Genomic DNA, 17083 nt, shown 5'->3' on the forward strand with positions numbered 1-17083 from the left:
CCCGGCGAAAGATCAGAAAAGGGCGGTCCTTCGGGGCCGCCCTTTCTTATTGGATCAATAGAGCCGTGCGCGCAGGCATTGGATCAGCACGCGCGCGCCGGGGGCGATCAGCTCGTCGGGAAAGTCGTAATCGGGATTGTGCAGGGCCGGGCGGTCGCCTGCGCCCAGAAGCGCCATCGCCGCGGGGCCGTGATCGGCAAAACGACCGAAATCCTCGGAGGCGCGCATCGGTAGATCGGTCTCGGTGGTCTCTATCCCCTCGGCCTGAAGCGCCCCCCGCAGGATGCCATTCGCTTCGGGGGCGTTTTCGCAATGGCGAAAGATATCATGATAGGTGATCTCGCGCTCCAGCCCGAGCGCATCGGCGGCGTCACGCACCATCGCCTCGGCCTTGTCGACTAGCCCCGCCATCCCCGCATCGCGCTGGGTGCGCAGGGTCGCCCAAAGCTCCGCCGCGCCGGGGGCGACGCCGAAGGCAGGCTCACCGAGCCGCGCATGGGTGACGGTGACGCGCGCGAAATCGGGATCGCTTTGGTGCAACGCGTTGCCGAGCGCCGTTAGATCGGTCAGCAGCCGGGCCAGTGCCGGGGCAGGGGAACGACCGCTTTCTGGTAACGAAGCATGAGCGGTCCAGCCGGTGAGCGTGATCTTCATGCCGCGCGAGGCGCAGTTCATTACCCCGTCCTGCAGCGCCGCCGTTCCGAGAGGGACACCCGGCATGTTGTGCAAGGCGAAGGACAGGTCGGGCGCGATCTCGACAAAGCGCGGATCGGCAATCACGGCTGCAGCCCCTGCGCCGGTCTCTTCGGCCGGTTGGAACAGCAAGACCGCGCGGCCACGGGCGGGACGATTGCGCGACAGCCAGCGTGCGACTCCCGCGAGAATCGCCATATGCCCGTCATGGCCGCACAGATGCCCTTTGCCGGGAAAGTTGGAGCGGTAGGGCGGGGCGCCGGTCTCATGGATCGGCAGCGCGTCCAGTTCGCAGCGCAACAGGATTGTGGGTCCGGGCTCCGCGCCGTCGTAGATTGCGGCGACCCCGTGCCCGCCAAGCTCGGTCAGCGTCCGGTCGGGTGCGGTTGGCAGCAGCATCGCGACGACCCGCGCGGCGGTGTCGCGTTCCTCGCCCGAAAGCTCGGGATCCTGATGCAGGCGGTGCCGCCACGCGGTCAATTCCGTGATGTCGGAATTGGTTAGGCTGTCGGGCGGGAGGGGGGAAGGCGCGCTGGTCATGAGACTAACCTGCCCGTTTTCCGGCGCGCCCGCCAGAGGGTGTCACTCGCGCGGTGGATCATCCGGATCGTCCTTGCCGACACCTTTGAAGATCGGCTTGAGCGGCGCGATCCAAAGCACGCCGAGCACGACATAGACGCACAACTCCGCCCAGATCGGCAGCCGCCCCCAGCGCGCGCCCGCCCAGTTCACCACCGTGACGGCGACGACGACATAGGCGGGCAACCCCACGACGAGGGCCAGAAGCGAGAGGCGGCGACGGGCCTTGTAGCTCAGCGCCATTGGATCAATCCGCGAAGGGGTCGGTCACGAGGATCGTGTCGTCGCGCTCGGGCGAGGTCGAAAGCATCGCGACCGGGCAGTCGATCAGCTCCTCGATCCGGCGAACATATTTGATCGCGGCGGCCGGAAGATCGGCCCAGCTGCGCGCGCCTTCGGTCGATTCGGCCCAGCCTTCGATCTCTTCATAGACGGGGATGCAGCGCTTTTGCTCTTCCGCGGCGGTTGGCAGATAGTCGAGCTTCTCGCCATCGAGTTCGTAGCCGGTGCAGATTTTGATCGTTTCGAACCCGTCGAGCACGTCGAGCTTGGTCAGCGCGATGCCGTTCACGCCCGAGATCGCGCAGGTCTGACGCACCAGGGCCGCGTCGAACCAGCCGCAGCGACGCTTGCGGCCCGTGACGGTGCCGAATTCATGGCCGCGCGTGCCGAGGCGGTTGCCGTCCTCGTCGTCCAGCTCGGTCGGGAAGGGGCCTTCGCCTACACGGGTGGTGTAGGCCTTGACGATCCCGAGCACGAAATCGATCGCGCCCGGGCCCATGCCGGTGCCGGCCGCAGCCTGACCTGCGACCACGTTCGACGAAGTTACGAAGGGGTAAGTGCCGAAGTCGATATCCAGCAGCGAGCCCTGGGCACCTTCGAAGAGGATCCGCTTGCCCTGCTTGCGCTGCTCATTGAGCACTTTCCAGACGGGGGCCGCGTATTTGAGGATCTCGGGGGCGACTTCCTTGAGCTTGGCGATCAGCGCGTCGCGGTCGATCGCTTCGATGCCGAGCCCCTTGCGCAACGGATCGTGGTGCTGCAGCGCGCGGTCGACGCGGGCCTCCAGCGTCGCGTCATCGGCGAGATCGGCCACGCGGACCGAACGGCGACCCACCTTGTCTTCGTAGGCCGGGCCGATACCGCGGCCGGTGGTGCCGATCTTGGTGCCTTTCGAGGCCGCTTCCTCGCGGGCGCGGTCGAGCTCGCCGTGAATCGGCAGGATCAGCGGGGTATTCTCCGCGATCATCAGCGTCTCGGGGGTGATCTCCACCCCCTGGTCGCGGATCTTCTCGATCTCGGCGAGCAGGTGGAACGGGTCGAGCACGACGCCGTTGCCGATCACCGAGAGTTTGCCGCCCCGCACCACGCCCGAAGGCAGTGCGTTGAGCTTGTATACCTTGCCGTCGATCACGAGCGTATGGCCCGCGTTATGACCGCCCTGAAAACGCGCGATCACGTCCGCGCGCTCGCTGAGCCAGTCCACGATCTTGCCTTTCCCCTCGTCACCCCATTGGGCGCCGACGACGACGACATTGGCCATTGCTCTCTCCTTGGCAGGTGTAAAACCGCGCGAGGTATAGCGGCTGAGCGCGCGGGGCGAAAGACCGCATTTGCGAGAGGCGATCGCTCTATCCATACGCCTCGCGCAGGCGGGCAGCGCAGGAGCCTCCGGCTGGGATATTTGGGCCAATACGAAAGTCAAAGCGCGCGTGTAGGCCGGGCGTGGGCCGATTTGACCCCGCGAAAGCCGAAAATCCGCCTATGCGGCCTTGCGCCCTCAGCCTCATCCGCCTAGATAGGCGCGTCGCAAGAAAGAAGGCCCGGACCCGTTCATGGAAAACGTCGTTCTCTCGATCCACCTGATCCTCGCGCTGCTGCTGATTGGCGTGGTGCTCCTGCAACGCTCCGAAGGGGGTGGTCTCGGCATGGGGTCGTCCAACAGCTCCGGCGGTGGCGTAGGCGGGTTGATGACCGGTCGGCAGGCCGCCAATGCGCTGACCCGCGTGACCTGGGTTCTGGCCGCCGGCTTCTTCGCGACCTCGGTGACGCTGACGGTTCTGGCCGCGCAGAAAGCGGGCACCGGCTCGGTGGTCGACACCGCTGCGCCCCAGCAAAGCGCGCCGGCGGATACCGCGCCGGCCAATGACACGACCGGTTCGACGCCCTCGCTCGACGTGGTGATGCCGCCGCCTGCCAGCGGTTCGGACGCCTCGACCGGCGGAAACGCGGGCGAAACCACGACGGATACGCAAAGCGGTCCGGTCACGCCGCCCGCCGCCAACTAAGCCGTCACTTCAGTCAACCATCGGTTCGCACCCACAAAAACTTGCGGGTGCGTCCTATCCAAACTCAATAGCTTGCGGTCTGGTTGCGGGCAGGCCGCGAATCGTGTAAGCATTAAATCCCGTGATCCTGACCCTCTTGGGGCAGGGAAACCATTCGAATTTCGCAGATCACGGGGGTCTTCATGGCACGTTATGTCTTCATTACCGGCGGCGTCGTCTCGTCGCTCGGAAAGGGTTTGGCATCCGCCGCCCTGGGGGCATTGCTGCAAGCACGCGGCTTTTCGGTTCGGCTGCGCAAGCTCGATCCCTATCTGAACGTTGATCCGGGCACGATGAGCCCGTTCGAGCATGGCGAGGTTTTCGTCACCGATGACGGGGCGGAGACCGATCTCGACCTTGGTCACTACGAACGATTCACCGGGGTTTCGGCCCGCAAGACCGACTCGATCTCCTCGGGGCGGATCTACACCAACGTGCTCGAGAAGGAGCGCCGCGGGGAGTATCTGGGCAAGACGATCCAGGTGATCCCGCACGTGACCAACGAGATCAAGGATTTCCTCGATGTCGGCGATGACGAGGTCGATTTCATGCTGTGCGAGATCGGCGGCACGGTGGGCGATATCGAAGGTCTACCCTTCTTCGAAGCGATCCGTCAGTTCAGCCAGGACCGACCGCGCGGTCAGGTGATCTTCATGCATCTCACGCTGCTGCCCTATCTGGCGGCGTCCGGCGAGCTGAAGACCAAGCCGACGCAGCACTCGGTCAAGGAACTGCGCTCTATCGGCCTCCAGCCCGACGTGCTGGTCTGCCGCTCGGAGCAGCCGATCCCCGACAAGGAGCGCGGCAAGATCGCGCTGTTCTGTAACGTGCGCCCCGAGGCGGTGATCCCCGCCTACGATCTCAAGTCGATCTACGAGGCGCCGCTGGCCTATCACCGCGTCGGTCTCGATCAGGCGGTGCTTGACGCGTTCGGCATCTCTCCCGCGCCGAAGCCGGAGCTGAGCCGCTGGGAAGACGTGATGGACCGTCTCGATCATGCCGAGGGCGAGGTGCGCGTCGCGATCGTGGGCAAATACGTTCAGCTCGAAGACGCCTACAAGTCGATCGCCGAGGCGCTGACCCATGGCGGGATGGCGAACCGGGTGCGCGTGAAGGCCGAATGGATCGACGCCGAGATTTTCGAGAACGAAGATCCGGCACCTTATCTGGAAAACTACCACGCGATCCTTGTGCCCGGTGGCTTCGGTGAGCGCGGCACCGAGGGCAAGATCCGCGCCGCCCAATTCGCGCGCGAAAAGGGCGTTCCTTACCTGGGCATCTGTCTGGGTATGCAGATGGCCGTCATCGAGGCCGCGCGGAACCTCGCGGGCGTCAATGATGCGGGCTCGGAAGAGTTCGATCACGAGGCGGGCAAGAAGCGCTTCACCCCGGTCGTCTATCACCTCAAGGAATGGGTGCAGGGCAACCACAGGGTCGAGCGCAAGGTCACCGACGACAAGGGCGGCACCATGCGCCTGGGCGCCTACACGGCGGCGCTGAAGGAGGGCTCGAAGGTCGCCGAGGTCTATGGCGCGACCGATATCGAGGAGCGTCACCGCCACCGCTATGAGGTCGACATCAAGTATCGCGAGCCGTTGGAGAAATGCGGGATGACCTTCTCCGGCATGTCGCCGGATGGCCGCCTGCCCGAGATCGTCGAGCACAAGGATCACCCGTGGTTCATCGGCGTGCAGTTCCATCCCGAGCTGAAATCGAAGCCCTTCGCTCCGCATCCGCTGTTCGCGGGCTTCATCAAGGCCGCGTTGGATCAGAGCCGGTTGGTGTGATCCCGGCTTCCCTCTGAAATCGAGAAAGCCGCGCCTATCCCTGCGCGGCTTTTTTCTTTTTCTTCTTGGAGGTTTTCGGTGCGGGTTTCCCGGTCTGACCGCCGCCGCGTGCGGGGTCGATATGCCGGGCCAGTTCGGTCGGATCGAGGCGGATCAGCGCCTGTATATAGCCCGAGGCCGCGTCGAGGAGTTCACACAAGGCCGCCGCCCGCGGATCGGCGCTGCGGGCCTCCAGGGCGGATAGGTGATCACGTGCGGGGCCGATCACGCGACGTTCGCGCTCGGCCAGCATCAGCCGCGCCAGTTCCCACGGCTCGGTCGGGGCGACGAAGTAATCCTTGCGCGAGCCAGGGGACCGGGCCGCCTGCACGAGGCCCGCATCGCGCAATTCCTTCAACGCGGTCGAGACGTTGGAGCGCGACAACCCAAGCTGCGCGACCAAATCGTCGGCCGAGGGCGCTTGAGCCGCGCGCCAGATCGCGCCGAGGCAGCGGCCGGCGGGGCGGGAAAATCCGAAACGGGGGGCGAGTTCGGCGAAGGCTTCGGGCAGTTCGGTATCACTCATGCATTCATCCTCTGCCGCCTGTCTCCGCCGCCGGGTTACGCGCCGGGCCGGCGCGCCGCGGACAGTCCCGCGATCAGCGCGGCCTCTCCGTCGCCCAAAGTGACCTGCGCGCCCTGCGCTTGCAAGCCACGGGCGCAAATTTCCGACCAGCCGGGGGCGGAGGCGGAGGACAGCGCCAGCACGGTCTGGCCCAGCCACCACGGTTTCGCCGCGGCGAGTTCCGCGCCCAGCACGGCGCCGGCGGCGCGCGGGGTGGGGCGTCCAAGGCTGAGCGGGGCCAATTCGCGGGCGAGGCGTTCGGGGCGCGAAAGCGTATCGGCGAGAGCTGCGTCGAACCCGTCGCCGGCTTCGAGCGGTGCGCCGAGCGCGGCCAGCATCGCGGCGGAGCCTGCGCGCATCGCGCTGACGACTTCGCCCGCCGAGATATGCGCCCAGATCGCGCTTGCGCCGCAAATCCAGATCACGCCATCGAATTGCGGGATGCCTGCGAGGATACCGGCGATTCGGGCGGCCTCGGGGGCCGTGATCTCGGTGCCGTCGCTGTCTTGGATGAGGCCGGGCAGGGCGGGGTAGCTTTGCCCGCCGATCTCGGTTAGCGGCAGCGCTCCGTCGGGGCGAGGCGTGCAGGGAAGCGCGCGAAGGTCAGGGCCTGCAGTGGAGGCCGCCACGATGGCAGCAGCCCCTTCAGGCAAGAGCGGGCGCGCGGCGGGCCCGGTTTTGCGGTCGGTCACCGCCCCGTCCGACACATGTGCGGCGCGCCAGCGCCCGAATTCTTCCGTGAGTGCGATCCAATCAGCCATGGCGCATCAGATCGCATGGAGGTGGTGCGGGATCAACCCTGCGACAGGCAGGCGGTGATCGTGTCCGCCATTCCTTGCATCAGGTCCTCATAGAGACCGGGGCCATAGGTCAGCGCGGTGCCGGAAGGATCGAGCGACTTGCCGAGCCTCACCGGCGTCCCATCGACGAGGATTTCGACCATTTTCGGGTCGTGGTTCGCTTCCGGGAAGGCGCAGACGGCTTCCTTGGCCGACGCCTCTTCGCGCAGGCTCACCAGATGGGCGGCCCCCGGGGTGGAGGCATCGCTTGGGGAAAGCGCGCCCATGATGGTCAGGCCGTAATGATCGGCGAGATAGCCGTACGCCGCGTGATAGACGAGGAAAGGCTTGTCCGCGACCGGCGCGAACTCGGCCTTGAGCTTGGCGTCGAGCGTCTCGATCCGCGCTTGCGCGGCTTCAGCGTTGGCCGCGTAGGTCTCGGCATGTTCGGGATCGGCCTTGGAGAGGTCTTCGGCGATCAGACCGAGCCAGAGCTTCGCATTGTCGGGGTCAAGCCAAGCATGCGGATCGGTCATCTGGTCGACTTCGGCGTGGTCCCCATTCCCGGCCTCGGCGTGATCCGCGTCGGCGTCGACGCTGTGATCATGCGGGTCCGGCACCGAGAAGCTTCGCAGGGTCGTGCCGGGCGCGTGAAGCAATTCGACCGACTGGCCCTTCACTCCCACGCCGTCGATCGCGCGTTCGAGCCACGGCGTCAGCCGCGGGCCGACCCAGAAGACGAGGTCCGCGTCTTGCAGATCGCGCGCCTGGCTGGGCTTCAGTTGATAGTGATGCGCGTCGGAATTCTGGCCGAGCAGAACCTCCGGCTGCCCCAGATCGCCCATCACCTGCGCGACGAGTGATTGCACCGGCGGAACATCGGTCACCACACTGGGCACCTCGGCTTGGGCGAGGGCGGGCAGTGCGGCAAGGGCGCTCACGAGAACGGGAAGGGTGGGGCGCATCTGATGTCTCCTGTCCAGCTTGATCTGAGGAGCGGAAAATGTATGTTATAAAATCACTCGTCAAGAAGAAATGTGATAAGGTAACATGCTCGTGGGTTCTTCGACCTCTTCCGCAAAGGCTTTCACGCCGCATGACCACAGCCGATGCGCCGGCGCGACGCTGGCGCGCGCCGAGGCTGTCGCCGCCGAAAAGGGCGCGCGGCTGACTCCTGTGCGTAAGCGTGCACTGGAAATACTGCTGGAAGAACATCGGGCTATGGGGGCCTACGAAGTGCTCGACCGGCTCGCGGCGGATGGGTACGGCAAGCAGCCGCCCGTCGCCTATCGCGCGCTGGAATTCCTTGTCGAGCACGGTCTCGCGCATCGCGTGCGTCGCCTCAACGCCTTCGCCGCCTGCATGAGCCCGGGCGAAAAACATGCGCCGGTTTTCCTGATCTGCCGCAACTGTGGCGAAGTCGCCGAGGCCGGCCCCGAAGAAGGGGCCGACGAGGTGCGTCACGCGTTGCAGGGCGCAGCCGAGCGGTTGAATTTCCATGTCGAGCGGGCCACCGTAGAGGCGCTGGGGCTCTGCCCCAACTGCGCCGCCGAGGAGGCGCAATGAGCGAGTTGATCACGGCGCAGGGTCTGAGCGTGCGCCATGGCGAGGTCGAGGTGCTTCACGGCGTCGACTTCACGATTTCCTCCGGCGAGATCGTTACCGTCGTCGGGCCCAACGGGTCGGGGAAATCGACGCTGATCCGCGCCCTGATTGGGTTGGAGCGTGCCGCGCGGGGCAAGGTGAACCGTCAGGCCGGGCTGCGGATCGGTTACGTCCCGCAAAAGCTGCATGTCGATGCGAGCCTGCCGCTGACCGTGCGCCGGTTCCTGTCGCTGCCCAAGCGCGTCTCGAACGCCCGCGCCGAGGCCGCTTTGGAGCGCACCGGCGTTCCGCATCTCGGTGGGCGGCAGATTTCGCGGCTCTCGGGCGGGCAGTTTCAACGTGTGCTTCTGGCGCGCGCCCTGCTGTCCGAGCCGCAGATCCTGATCCTCGACGAGCCGACGCAGGGGCTCGACCAGCCCGGCACGGCGGGGTTCTACAAGCTGATCGAGGAGGTCCGTCAGGAAACCGGCTGCGCGGTGCTGATGGTCAGTCACGATCTGCATGTCGTGATGTCGGCCTCGGACAGGGTGATCTGCCTCAACGGCCATGTCTGCTGTCAGGGGACGCCGAAGGTGGTGGCCGAGGCGCCGGAATATCGCGCGCTATTCGGGATGGGCACGCAAGGAGCCTTCGCGCTCTATCAGCACAGCCACGATCATGGCGAACATGCGGATCACGCAACCTGCAACCACGATCACGATCACGCCGACGACGCGGCGAAGGACGGCACTCACACGCACGGGCAGGCGCATGTTTGACGATTTTCTTTTCCGCGCGGCATTGGCCGGGATCGGCCTGACCTTCGCGACCGGGCCTCTGGGCTCTTTCGTTGTGTGGCGGCGCATGGCCTATTTCGGCGATGCGACCGCCCATGCGGCGATCCTCGGCGTGGCACTTAGCTTCGCCTTCGGCATCTCGGTCTATCTCGGCACGCTTGGCGTGGCGCTGGCGATGGCGCTCACCGTCGCGCGGCTGTCGGGGCGCGGCCATGCGATGGACACGCTCTTGGGGGTGCTCGCCCATTCCGCGCTCGCCTTCGGCCTCGTCGCGGCGTCGCTGCAATCGGGGCTGCGGGTCGATCTGTCGGCTTGGCTGTTCGGTGATATCCTCGCCGTGTCGCGCAGCGATCTGGCCGTAGTCTGGGGTGGGGCCGCAGTCGTCGCAGCACTTCTGGCATGGCGCTGGCAGGGGCTGCTGACCGCGACGATCAATGACGAGCTGGCGATGTCTTCCGGGCTCGACCCGCGACGCGAGCAGATGGCATTGACCATCGCGCTGGCGCTGACCGTGGCGGTGGCGATCAAGATCGTCGGTGCGCTTCTGATCGCGGCGTTGCTGATCGTCCCGGCGGCTACGGCGCGGCAATTTGCGCGCGGGCCGGAGGCGATGGCGGCGGGCGCGACCGGGGTGGGGATCGCCTCGGTGCTGCTCGGGCTATGGGGCTCGTTGCAGTTCGACACGCCTGCGGGTCCGACGATCGTGGCGGCCTCCGCTGTGCTCTTCGTGCTGTCCCTGCCGCTGCGTCGCGCGCGCTAAGCCGCGCTGCCGCTTGCCAATTCCCGTCCCGCGCGGTGAGATGCGCGACAAAGGAGCCTCGATGGATCATCGCAGTTTCAAGACCCCGTCGCAGATTTTCGTCGACCTAGCGGCGGGCAACCCGCAGCGCCGCATGGCTTTCGATCCGGCGCAACGGCGCGCGGCGCTGCAGGCGCTCTCGCGCGCGATCCATGATTGCGAGGCGGAGATCCTCGCCGCGCTGGCGGAGGATTTCGCCAAGCCCGAGGCCGAAATTCGCCTGACCGAGATCCTGCCCGTTCAGGCGGAGATTTCGCACGCGTTGCGCAATCTGAAAACGTGGACGAAAGTGCGTCGGGTGCGCCCGACCCGTGCGATGTTGGGCACCCGCGCGCGGATCGTGCCGGAGCCGAAGGGCACCGCGCTGATCATCGCGCCGTGGAACTACCCGCTGGCGCTGTCGCTCGGGCCGCTGGTTTCGGCCATCGCGGCGGGCTGTGCCGCGATCGTCAAACCCTCAGAGCTGGCCCCGGCCAGCGCCGCCGTGATCGCGCAGATCGTCGACGAGGCGCTACCTGCCGATCTCGTGCGTGTGGTGCAGGGCGGGGTCGAGGTCAGTCAGGAACTGCTAGAGCAACCTTTCGATCATATTTTCTTCACCGGCTCGCCGCGGGTGGGCAAGATCGTGATGGCGGCGGCGGCGAAGCATCTCACCTCCGTGACGCTGGAGCTGGGCGGCAAATCCCCGGTCATCGTCGGCCCCGGCGCCGACCTGAAAAAGGCCGCGCGGATGATCGCCTGGGGCAAGTTCGCGAATGCCGGTCAGACCTGCATCGCCCCCGATCACGTCTATGTCGCCAAGCAGGTCGAGGCCCCGTTCCTGGCCGAGCTGAAAGCCGCGATTGCGCGGATGTATGGCAAGACGGAAGAGGCGCAGGCGGCCTCGCGCGATCTCGCGCGGATCATCAACCCGGATCATTTCGCCCGGCTCATGGACATGATCGAGAGCGCGCAGTCAGCGGGCGCAAAGGCGCTGACCGGCGCAACCGGTGAGGCGCAGAGCCGCTATATCGCGCCGACCGTCCTGATGGGCACCGATCCGTCGATGACGGTCGAGCAGGAGGAGATTTTCGGTCCCGTCCTGCCGGTCATTCCCTTCGACGATGCGGTGGATGTGGTGACGCGGATCGAGGCCGGGCCGAAGCCGCTCGCCCTTTACATCTTCGAGCGCGACCGCGGCTTGATCGACCGATTGCGCCGCGCAACCAGTTCCGGCGCGGTGGGCATCAATGTCGCGCTGGTTCATTACCTGCACCAGAACCTGCCCTTCGGCGGGATCGGCAATTCGGGCGTGGGTGCGGCGCATGGCCATTGGGGCTTCGAGGCATTCACTCATCTCAAACCCGTGCTCGAGAACCGTTTCGCGCCGCTCGCGATGCTGATGCCGCCCTATCGCAGCGGACGCATGGCGAAGCTCGCCCAGAAATTTCTGCGCTAAGGCTGACTGCGGATTTCACGCGTGATCGCGTTCCGCCACAAGCCCGTGTAATCGCTCCGGTTGGCGAGATCGCGCCCTAGTTGAACTCCTGTGATCAATAAGAAACAGGGGATTCACCAATGGCATCAACCGAAACGATGGCGGGAGGAGGCAAGCTGCGGCGGGACGCCGGGGTCATCGGGCTGCTCTTCGCCTCCACGACGTCGATGATCGGCTCGGGCTGGCTCTTCGGGGCCTATCACGCCTCGAAAATCGCTGGGCCGCTCTCGGTCTGGTCCTGGGTGGTCGGGGCGGCGATCATCATGCTGATCGCGCTGTGCTTCGCCGAACTCTCCACGATGTTCTCCAAATCCGGCGCGCTGGTCCATATGAGCCACGCGAGCCACGGTGCGACCTTGGGCAGGCTCTGGGGCTGGATGCTGTTTCTCAGCTATGCGCCGGTGCCTGCGGTCGAGGCCGAGGGGATCGTGACCTATGCGAACAATTACCTGCCCTATTTTCTGCGCGGAGACGGGACGGGCACGCTGACGCTGGTGGGCTTCATCACCTCCGCGCTTCTCCTGAGCGTTCTGGCGCTGCTGAACTTGCTGGCGATCAAGGCGCTGCTGAAGGTGAACAATACAGTGACGTGGTGGAAGATCGCGGTGCCTCTGATCACCGTGGTCGGCCTGATCGCGGCTTCGTCCCATTGGGGCGTCTGGCATGCGGCTCCGGGTACCTACAAGGCGCAAGGCATGTTCACCGCGATTCCGGCCGCAGGGATCGTGTTCTCGTTCCTCGGCTTTCGCACGGCGATCGACTTGGGCGGCGAGAGCGCCAATCCCGGCCGCAATATCCCGATGGCTGTGATCGGCTCGGTCATTCTTGCCGCGATCGTCTATATCCTGCTGCAAGTGGCCTTCATCATGGCCCTCTCGAAGGGCGATCTGGCGAATGGCTGGTCGTCTCTGAGCTTCAAAGGTTCCGCGGGTCCCTTCGCCGGTCTCGCCGCGACGCTCGGCATGGGCTGGCTGGCGCTGCTCCTCTACGTGGACGCCTATATCTCGCCCGGCGGGACGGGGCTGATCTACGTCACTGGCGGCTCGCGCATCCTCTATGCCGTGGGCGATACCGATAGCGGGCCGAGCGCGCTGACGCATACCACCCGTCACGGCGTGCCGTGGCTGGCGGTTGCGGTGATGTGGGCCGTGGGCGTTTTCTTCCTGCTGCCCTTCCCGGCGTGGCAATTGCTGGTGGGCTATATCAGCTCGATCACGGTTCTGACTTATGGCCTTGGTCCGATCGTGCTGATGGTGCTGCGCCGGTCGCAGCCCGATGCCGAGCGTGCGTTCCGTCTGAAAGGGGCGGAGTTCCTTGCACCACTGGCCTTCATTGCCTCGAACCTCGTGATCTACTGGACCGGGTTCTACACCGACTCGATCCTGTTCGGGATGCTGCTCGTGGGCTTCGCCATCTACGCGCTCGTGTTCCACGTCGTGCAGAATAAATCCGCCTCCGAGTTCGGCTGGCGCCATATCGGCTGGCTCGCGCTGTGGTTCGGCGGGCTCTGGATCATCACCGCGCTCGGCACTTCGGATCACGCGCTGGGGGTGCTGAACTTCTGGGGTGGGATGGCCCTCGTCGCGGTGTGGTCGCTGGTCGTGATCTGGTTCGCGCTGCGCGCGGCACTTCCGGCGGAGGAAACCGGCGCGCTGATGGAGCGGATCCAGCGCGGCAACTGAGCCGGTCCGAGAGGCCAAAAAGGCGCGCGAGAAAATCTCGCGCGCCTTTTCTTATTTGCGTTTCCCCTTCCAGCGGCGATGAATCCAGAGCCATTGCTCCATGTGCTTGAGGATCATCTCCTCCAGCCCGTCATTGAGGGTCTGGGTCATCGTTTCGGGGTCGGTATGGGGCACGGGCTTGTCAGCATAGATCCTGAAGCTGAGTCCGTCGGGCTGGCGGACCGCGTAGATCGGCACCAGATCGGCCTTCATCTTCAGCGCCATTTCCGCCGCAGACAGAGGTGTGAAGGCGGGCAGGCCGAAGAAGCTCAATTCCGCGCCCTTGCTGAAATGCTGATCGAAGCCGAAGGCGACCATCCCGCCATCGCGCAGGAACTTTATCATGTCGCCCAAACCCCGGCGCGAGCGCGAGAACAGCGGCTCGGCGATGGCGGAAATGGTCGAGACATATTGTTCGTTGAAGAGCGGGTTGTTCATCGGGCGGTAGATCGCGCCGACCCGGTAGCCGCGCCCTGCAAGCGCCGCGCGCCACGCGTCGTAATTGCCGAAATGGCCCGCAGCCAGAACGACCGGACGCCCCTCGCGATGGGCGGCTTCCAGCGTCTCGGCCCCGGGGCCTTCGATCGGCAGATCGCGCACGCGGGCCACGAATTCCTCGCCGGAATAGATCTCCGCCAACATGCGGCCCAGATTGTCGGGCATCTCGCGCTGCAGCCGCTTGATCTCGTCCTCGGACAGATCAGGACAGGCGATCGCCAGATTCTCGCGGATTTTGCGGGTGAAGCCAAGGACCGGCGCGAGCCGCGCCACCATCCGCCCCGCCGCCGGGATGCGCCGCTCGTACGGTAGCCGCTGGACCAGCCGCATCACCGCCACGAAAAGGGCATTCGAGACGCGGTCGGACAAGGTGGGTTCGCGGTACTTCATCGTGTCGGGTGTCAGGCTCTGGCTTGGCGCGCAGCTCGGCGCTCACGCGACCAGACATAGAGGCCAGCCCCCACGATCACAAGCGCCCCGGCGATCGTGAACCCGTCAGGAAACTGTCCGAACATCAACCAGCCCCAGAAGGACGCGAACAGCAGACCCGAATAGCCGAACGGTGCCAGCGTCGAGGCCTCGGCCAGCGCGAAGGCGCGGATCAGCAGAAATTGCGAGAGGCTACCCGCAAGCCCGAGGCCGAGGAAAACCCACAGATCGGAGAGCGCGATCGGCTGCCATATGAAGGGCAGGGCGAGCGAGGAAAGCGCAAGCCCGGTATAGGCGGACCAGAGCTGCGAGGTGGCCGCGCTATCGCCGCGCAGGTAGCGCGTCAGCAGCACCGCGCCCGCGAAGCTGAAGGCGGCGAGTAGCGCCAACAGTGCAGCCGGATGAAAGCCCGCGAAACCCGGGCGCAGGATGATCATCGCGCCGATGAACGCGGCCGCGATGCCGAAGATGCGGTGTGGGCCCAGCCGCTCGCCCAGAAACAGGGCGGCGCCGAGCGTCACGATCACGGGGTTCAGATCGCCAAGCGCGGTCGCGGTGGCCAGCGGGACATGTTTCAGCGCGTAGAAGAACGAAACGATCGCGCCCATCTGGAACAAGGCCCGGCCCAGTTGGAACTTCGGCTGTGCGCTGCGAAGCCTGCGCGGCAGGCTGCCGCGATAGATGACCGCCAGCACGGCGGCATTCACCGCGAAGCGCGCCCAGACGATCAGAAGCGGGTGGTAACCTTGCCCGAGAAGTTTCGCGAAAGCGTCCATCAGAGTCAGCATCGAGAACGCGCCGAGCATCAGCGCGATCCCCATCCCGGGGCGATCGCCCTCGGGAAGCAAAGAGGGGGCCACGCCGGGCCCCCTCGCTGTCGCTTTCAACCCGGGCAGAGCCATCAGAGGAGGCTCTTGACCTTCTCGGCCACGGCCTCGGGGGTGATCCCGAACTTCTCGTAAAGCTCGCCTGCCGGGGCGGAGGCGCCGAAGCCCTCCATGCCCACGAAGCCGGCTTTCGCCTCGCGGCCACGCTCGCCCAGAAGCCAGCGGTCCCACGGCTGGCGCACGGCGGCCTCGACCGCCACGCGGACCGAGTTCGGCGGCAGCACGCGCTTGCGGTAGGCCTCGTCCTGCTCGGCGAACAGCTCCATGCAGGGCATCGAGACGACACGGGTACCGATCGCTTCCTTCTGCAGCATCTCGCGAGCTTTCAGCGCGATTTCCACTTCCGAGCCGGTCGCCATCAGGATCACCTGACGCTTGCCATCGGCTTCGGCCAGAACATAGGCGCCGCGCGCGGTGAGGTTCTGCGGCTTGTACTCGGTGCGCAGCGTCGGCAGACCCTGACGCGACAGCGCCAGAACCGAGGGGGTGCCCTCTTGGTTCATCGCGATTTCCCACGCCTCGGCGGTCTCGATGACATCGGCGGGGCGGAAGGTCAGCGTGTTCGGCGTCGCGCGGCAAATCGCGAGATGCTCGACCGGCTGGTGCGTCGGGCCATCTTCGCCCAGACCGATCGAGTCATGGGTCATGACATAGACGGTCGGCACTTTCATCAGAGCCGAGAGACGCATCGCGCCGCGCGCGTAGTCGGTGAAGCAGAAGAACGTGCCGCCATAAGGGCGCACGCCGCCATGCAGCCACTGACCGTTCATCGCGGCGGCCATGCCATGCTCGCGGATGCCGTAGTGGATGTAGCGACCCTTGCGGTTCTCCGCGTTGAAGACCGTCATGTCCTTCGACTTCGTGAGGTTCGAGCCGGTGAGGTCGGCCGAGCCGCCGATGGTCTCGGGGCAGGCGGCGTTGATCACGCCCAGAACCATTTCGGACGCCTTGCGGGTCGCGACCTTCGGTTTGGCCTCGGCCTGTTCCTTCTTGAACTTGCGGATCGCGCCGGTCAGCTTCTTCGAGACGCCGCCTTCCATGATGCGCGTGAACTCGGCCTGCTTGGCCGCCGAGAGCTTGCCGAAGCGCTCCTCCCATTCGGCGCGCTCTGCTGCGCCGCGGGTGCCGATCGCTTCCCATTGCGACTTTACGTCGGCGGGGATTTCGAACGGGCCGTGATTCCAACCGTAGATCGCCTTGGTGCGCGCGATCTCCTCGTCGCCCAGCGGCGAGCCGTGGGCGGAGTAGCTGTCGGCCTTGGTGGGGGCGCCGAAGCCGATGATGGTCTTGCAGTCGACCAGAACCGGACCCTTGGCTTGCTTCGCCTTGGTCAGCGCCTCGTCGATGGCAACCGGATCGTGGCCGTCACAGGCGAAGACAGTCCAGCCCGACGCCTCGAAGCGCTTGCGCTGGTCGGTCTTGTCCGACATCGACACGCGGCCGTCGATGGTGATGTCGTTGTTGTCCCACAGCACGATCAGGTTCGACAATTCCTGCATCCCGGCAAGGCCGATGGCCTCCTGGCTGATGCCTTCCATCAGGCAGCCGTCGCCTGCGATGACCCAGGTCCGGTGATCGACGAGCTTCTTGCCCCATTGCGCGCGCAGCGCCTCTTCGGCGATGGCCATGCCGACCGAGGTCGCGAGGCCCTGGCCGAGCGGCCCGGTGGTGGTTTCCACCGCGTCGAGCAGGAAATTCTCGGGGTGGCCCGCGGTCAGCGCGCCCGACTGGCGGAAGTTCTTGATCTGGTCGAGCGTGACCTGCTCATCGCCGCAGAGATAGAGCAGCGAATAGATCAGCATCGAGCCGTGGCCGGCCGAAAGGATGAAGCGGTCGCGGTCAGCCCATTTCGGGTTCTTCACGTCGAATTTCAGGTGGTTCTGGAACAGAACGGTCGCCACGTCGGCCATACCCATCGGCATGCCGGGGTGACCGGAATTGGCGGCCTGCACCGCATCCATCGCCAATGCGCGGATCGCGGAGGCAAGTTTCCAATGCTCAGGATGGGCGGCGCGCAGCTCTTCGATTTCCATGAAACGTCCTTTCGCGGGGCAGCAGTTGGATGGGTCCGCGCCCCTGATAGCAGGGATCGGCCCAAGATCAAGCGTGGCCCACAAGTGCT

16 protein-coding genes are annotated in these 17083 nt (G+C 65.7%); 7 read left to right on the forward strand and 9 right to left on the reverse strand.

Annotation, left to right across the window (positions count from 1 at the left end; genetic code table 11):
• Positions 1-54: 54 nt before the first annotated feature.
• The 3 genes from B6V73_RS05385 to B6V73_RS05395 are packed head-to-tail and all read right to left on the reverse strand — an operon-like array spanning position 55 to position 2815.
• Positions 55-1233, reverse strand: a complete 1179-nt coding sequence (locus B6V73_RS05385) for an amidohydrolase (protein WP_088721894.1) — start codon at positions 1231-1233, stop codon at positions 55-57.
• Between the two features lie 42 nt (positions 1234-1275).
• Positions 1276-1515, reverse strand: a complete 240-nt coding sequence (locus tag B6V73_RS05390) for a DUF2842 domain-containing protein (protein WP_088724708.1) — start codon at positions 1513-1515, stop codon at positions 1276-1278.
• 4 nt (positions 1516-1519) lie between these two features.
• A complete protein-coding gene (locus tag B6V73_RS05395) occupies positions 1520-2815 on the reverse strand; it encodes an adenylosuccinate synthase (protein WP_075776096.1) in 1296 nt (431 codons plus the stop codon).
• A gap of 292 nt (positions 2816-3107) precedes the next feature.
• Here B6V73_RS05395 and secG point away from each other — a divergent pair, with 292 nt between their 5' ends.
• Positions 3108-3560, forward strand: coding sequence for a preprotein translocase subunit SecG (gene secG, locus B6V73_RS05400; RefSeq protein ID WP_075776095.1), 453 nt, complete (start codon positions 3108-3110; stop codon positions 3558-3560).
• 182 nt (positions 3561-3742) lie between these two features.
• Positions 3743-5386, forward strand: a complete 1644-nt coding sequence (locus B6V73_RS05405; protein ID WP_075776094.1) for a CTP synthase — start codon at positions 3743-3745, stop codon at positions 5384-5386.
• A gap of 34 nt (positions 5387-5420) precedes the next feature.
• On the opposite strand, the gene B6V73_RS05410 is transcribed toward B6V73_RS05405, so the two are convergent.
• From B6V73_RS05410 to B6V73_RS05420, 3 genes are read right to left on the reverse strand one after another with little or no spacing between them, the layout of a single operon-like run.
• Positions 5421-5951 (reverse strand): MarR family transcriptional regulator, encoded by a 531-nt coding sequence (locus tag B6V73_RS05410; protein ID WP_075776093.1) that lies wholly within the window; start codon positions 5949-5951, stop codon positions 5421-5423.
• A 35-nt stretch (positions 5952-5986) separates the two neighbouring features.
• Positions 5987-6751, reverse strand: coding sequence for a 2-dehydro-3-deoxygalactonokinase (locus B6V73_RS05415; RefSeq protein ID WP_088724709.1), 765 nt, complete (start codon positions 6749-6751; stop codon positions 5987-5989).
• A 32-nt stretch (positions 6752-6783) separates the two neighbouring features.
• Positions 6784-7734 carry a zinc ABC transporter substrate-binding protein gene (locus B6V73_RS05420; RefSeq protein ID WP_088724710.1) on the reverse strand — a complete coding sequence of 317 codons (951 nt, stop codon included), beginning with the start codon at positions 7732-7734 and terminating at the stop codon, positions 6784-6786.
• A gap of 85 nt (positions 7735-7819) precedes the next feature.
• Between B6V73_RS05420 and B6V73_RS05425 the strand changes: the two genes are divergently transcribed.
• The 5 genes from B6V73_RS05425 (at position 7820) to B6V73_RS05445 (ending at position 13108) form a co-directional block, all read left to right on the forward strand.
• The gene (locus B6V73_RS05425) at positions 7820-8335 is read left to right on the forward strand and encodes a Fur family transcriptional regulator (RefSeq protein ID WP_088719023.1); all 516 of its coding nucleotides are present in this window, start codon (positions 7820-7822) and stop codon (positions 8333-8335) included.
• Positions 8332-9132 carry a metal ABC transporter ATP-binding protein gene (locus B6V73_RS05430; protein ID WP_088724711.1) on the forward strand — a complete coding sequence of 267 codons (801 nt, stop codon included), beginning with the start codon at positions 8332-8334 and terminating at the stop codon, positions 9130-9132. Before B6V73_RS05425 ends, B6V73_RS05430 begins: the two co-directional genes overlap by 4 nt.
• Positions 9125-9910, forward strand: a complete 786-nt coding sequence (locus tag B6V73_RS05435; protein ID WP_088719021.1) for a metal ABC transporter permease — start codon at positions 9125-9127, stop codon at positions 9908-9910. Before B6V73_RS05430 ends, B6V73_RS05435 begins: the two co-directional genes overlap by 8 nt.
• A 61-nt stretch (positions 9911-9971) precedes the next feature.
• Positions 9972-11387: an aldehyde dehydrogenase family protein gene (locus B6V73_RS05440; protein ID WP_088724712.1), complete on the forward strand. Its 1416-nt coding sequence runs from the start codon at positions 9972-9974 to the stop codon at positions 11385-11387.
• A 119-nt stretch (positions 11388-11506) separates the two neighbouring features.
• Positions 11507-13108: an APC family permease gene (locus tag B6V73_RS05445; RefSeq protein ID WP_088724713.1), complete on the forward strand. Its 1602-nt coding sequence runs from the start codon at positions 11507-11509 to the stop codon at positions 13106-13108.
• Positions 13109-13159: 51 nt separating this feature from the next.
• Here B6V73_RS05445 and B6V73_RS05450 read toward each other — a convergent pair whose 3' ends face one another.
• The 3 genes from B6V73_RS05450 to tkt are packed head-to-tail and all read right to left on the reverse strand — an operon-like array spanning position 13160 to position 16994.
• Positions 13160-14035, reverse strand: coding sequence for a lysophospholipid acyltransferase family protein (locus B6V73_RS05450; RefSeq protein ID WP_088724714.1), 876 nt, complete (start codon positions 14033-14035; stop codon positions 13160-13162).
• Between the two features lie 11 nt (positions 14036-14046).
• Positions 14047-14934: a DMT family transporter gene (locus tag B6V73_RS05455; protein WP_158275080.1), complete on the reverse strand. Its 888-nt coding sequence runs from the start codon at positions 14932-14934 to the stop codon at positions 14047-14049.
• 41 nt (positions 14935-14975) lie between these two features.
• Positions 14976-16994, reverse strand: a complete 2019-nt coding sequence (gene tkt / locus B6V73_RS05460; protein WP_088719019.1) for a transketolase — start codon at positions 16992-16994, stop codon at positions 14976-14978.
• Positions 16995-17083 lie beyond the last annotated feature (89 nt).

The organism is Thioclava sp. JM3, from assembly GCF_002213185.1.
Taxonomy (GTDB): Bacteria; Pseudomonadota; Alphaproteobacteria; order Rhodobacterales; family Rhodobacteraceae; genus Thioclava; species Thioclava nitratireducens.

Bases quoted from the DNA above. Each gene is read 5' to 3' on its own strand.
- B6V73_RS05385 (WP_088721894.1), bottom strand. From the start codon at position 1,233: ATGACCAGCGCGCCTTCCCCCCTCCCGCCCGACAGCCTAACCAATTCC.
- B6V73_RS05390 (WP_088724708.1), bottom strand. From the start codon at position 1,515: ATGGCGCTGAGCTACAAGGCCCGTCGCCGCCTCTCGCTTCTGGCCCTC.
- B6V73_RS05395 (WP_075776096.1), bottom strand. From the start codon at position 2,815: ATGGCCAATGTCGTCGTCGTCGGCGCCCAATGGGGTGACGAGGGGAAA.
- secG (WP_075776095.1), top strand. From the start codon at position 3,108: ATGGAAAACGTCGTTCTCTCGATCCACCTGATCCTCGCGCTGCTGCTG.
- B6V73_RS05405 (WP_075776094.1), top strand. From the start codon at position 3,743: ATGGCACGTTATGTCTTCATTACCGGCGGCGTCGTCTCGTCGCTCGGA.
- B6V73_RS05410 (WP_075776093.1), bottom strand. From the start codon at position 5,951: ATGAGTGATACCGAACTGCCCGAAGCCTTCGCCGAACTCGCCCCCCGT.
- B6V73_RS05415 (WP_088724709.1), bottom strand. From the start codon at position 6,751: ATGGCTGATTGGATCGCACTCACGGAAGAATTCGGGCGCTGGCGCGCC.
- B6V73_RS05420 (WP_088724710.1), bottom strand. From the start codon at position 7,734: ATGCGCCCCACCCTTCCCGTTCTCGTGAGCGCCCTTGCCGCACTGCCC.
- B6V73_RS05425 (WP_088719023.1), top strand. From the start codon at position 7,820: ATGCTCGTGGGTTCTTCGACCTCTTCCGCAAAGGCTTTCACGCCGCAT.
- B6V73_RS05430 (WP_088724711.1), top strand. From the start codon at position 8,332: ATGAGCGAGTTGATCACGGCGCAGGGTCTGAGCGTGCGCCATGGCGAG.
- B6V73_RS05435 (WP_088719021.1), top strand. From the start codon at position 9,125: ATGTTTGACGATTTTCTTTTCCGCGCGGCATTGGCCGGGATCGGCCTG.
- B6V73_RS05440 (WP_088724712.1), top strand. From the start codon at position 9,972: ATGGATCATCGCAGTTTCAAGACCCCGTCGCAGATTTTCGTCGACCTA.
- B6V73_RS05445 (WP_088724713.1), top strand. From the start codon at position 11,507: ATGGCATCAACCGAAACGATGGCGGGAGGAGGCAAGCTGCGGCGGGAC.
- B6V73_RS05450 (WP_088724714.1), bottom strand. From the start codon at position 14,035: ATGAAGTACCGCGAACCCACCTTGTCCGACCGCGTCTCGAATGCCCTT.
- tkt (WP_088719019.1), bottom strand. From the start codon at position 16,994: ATGGAAATCGAAGAGCTGCGCGCCGCCCATCCTGAGCATTGGAAACTT.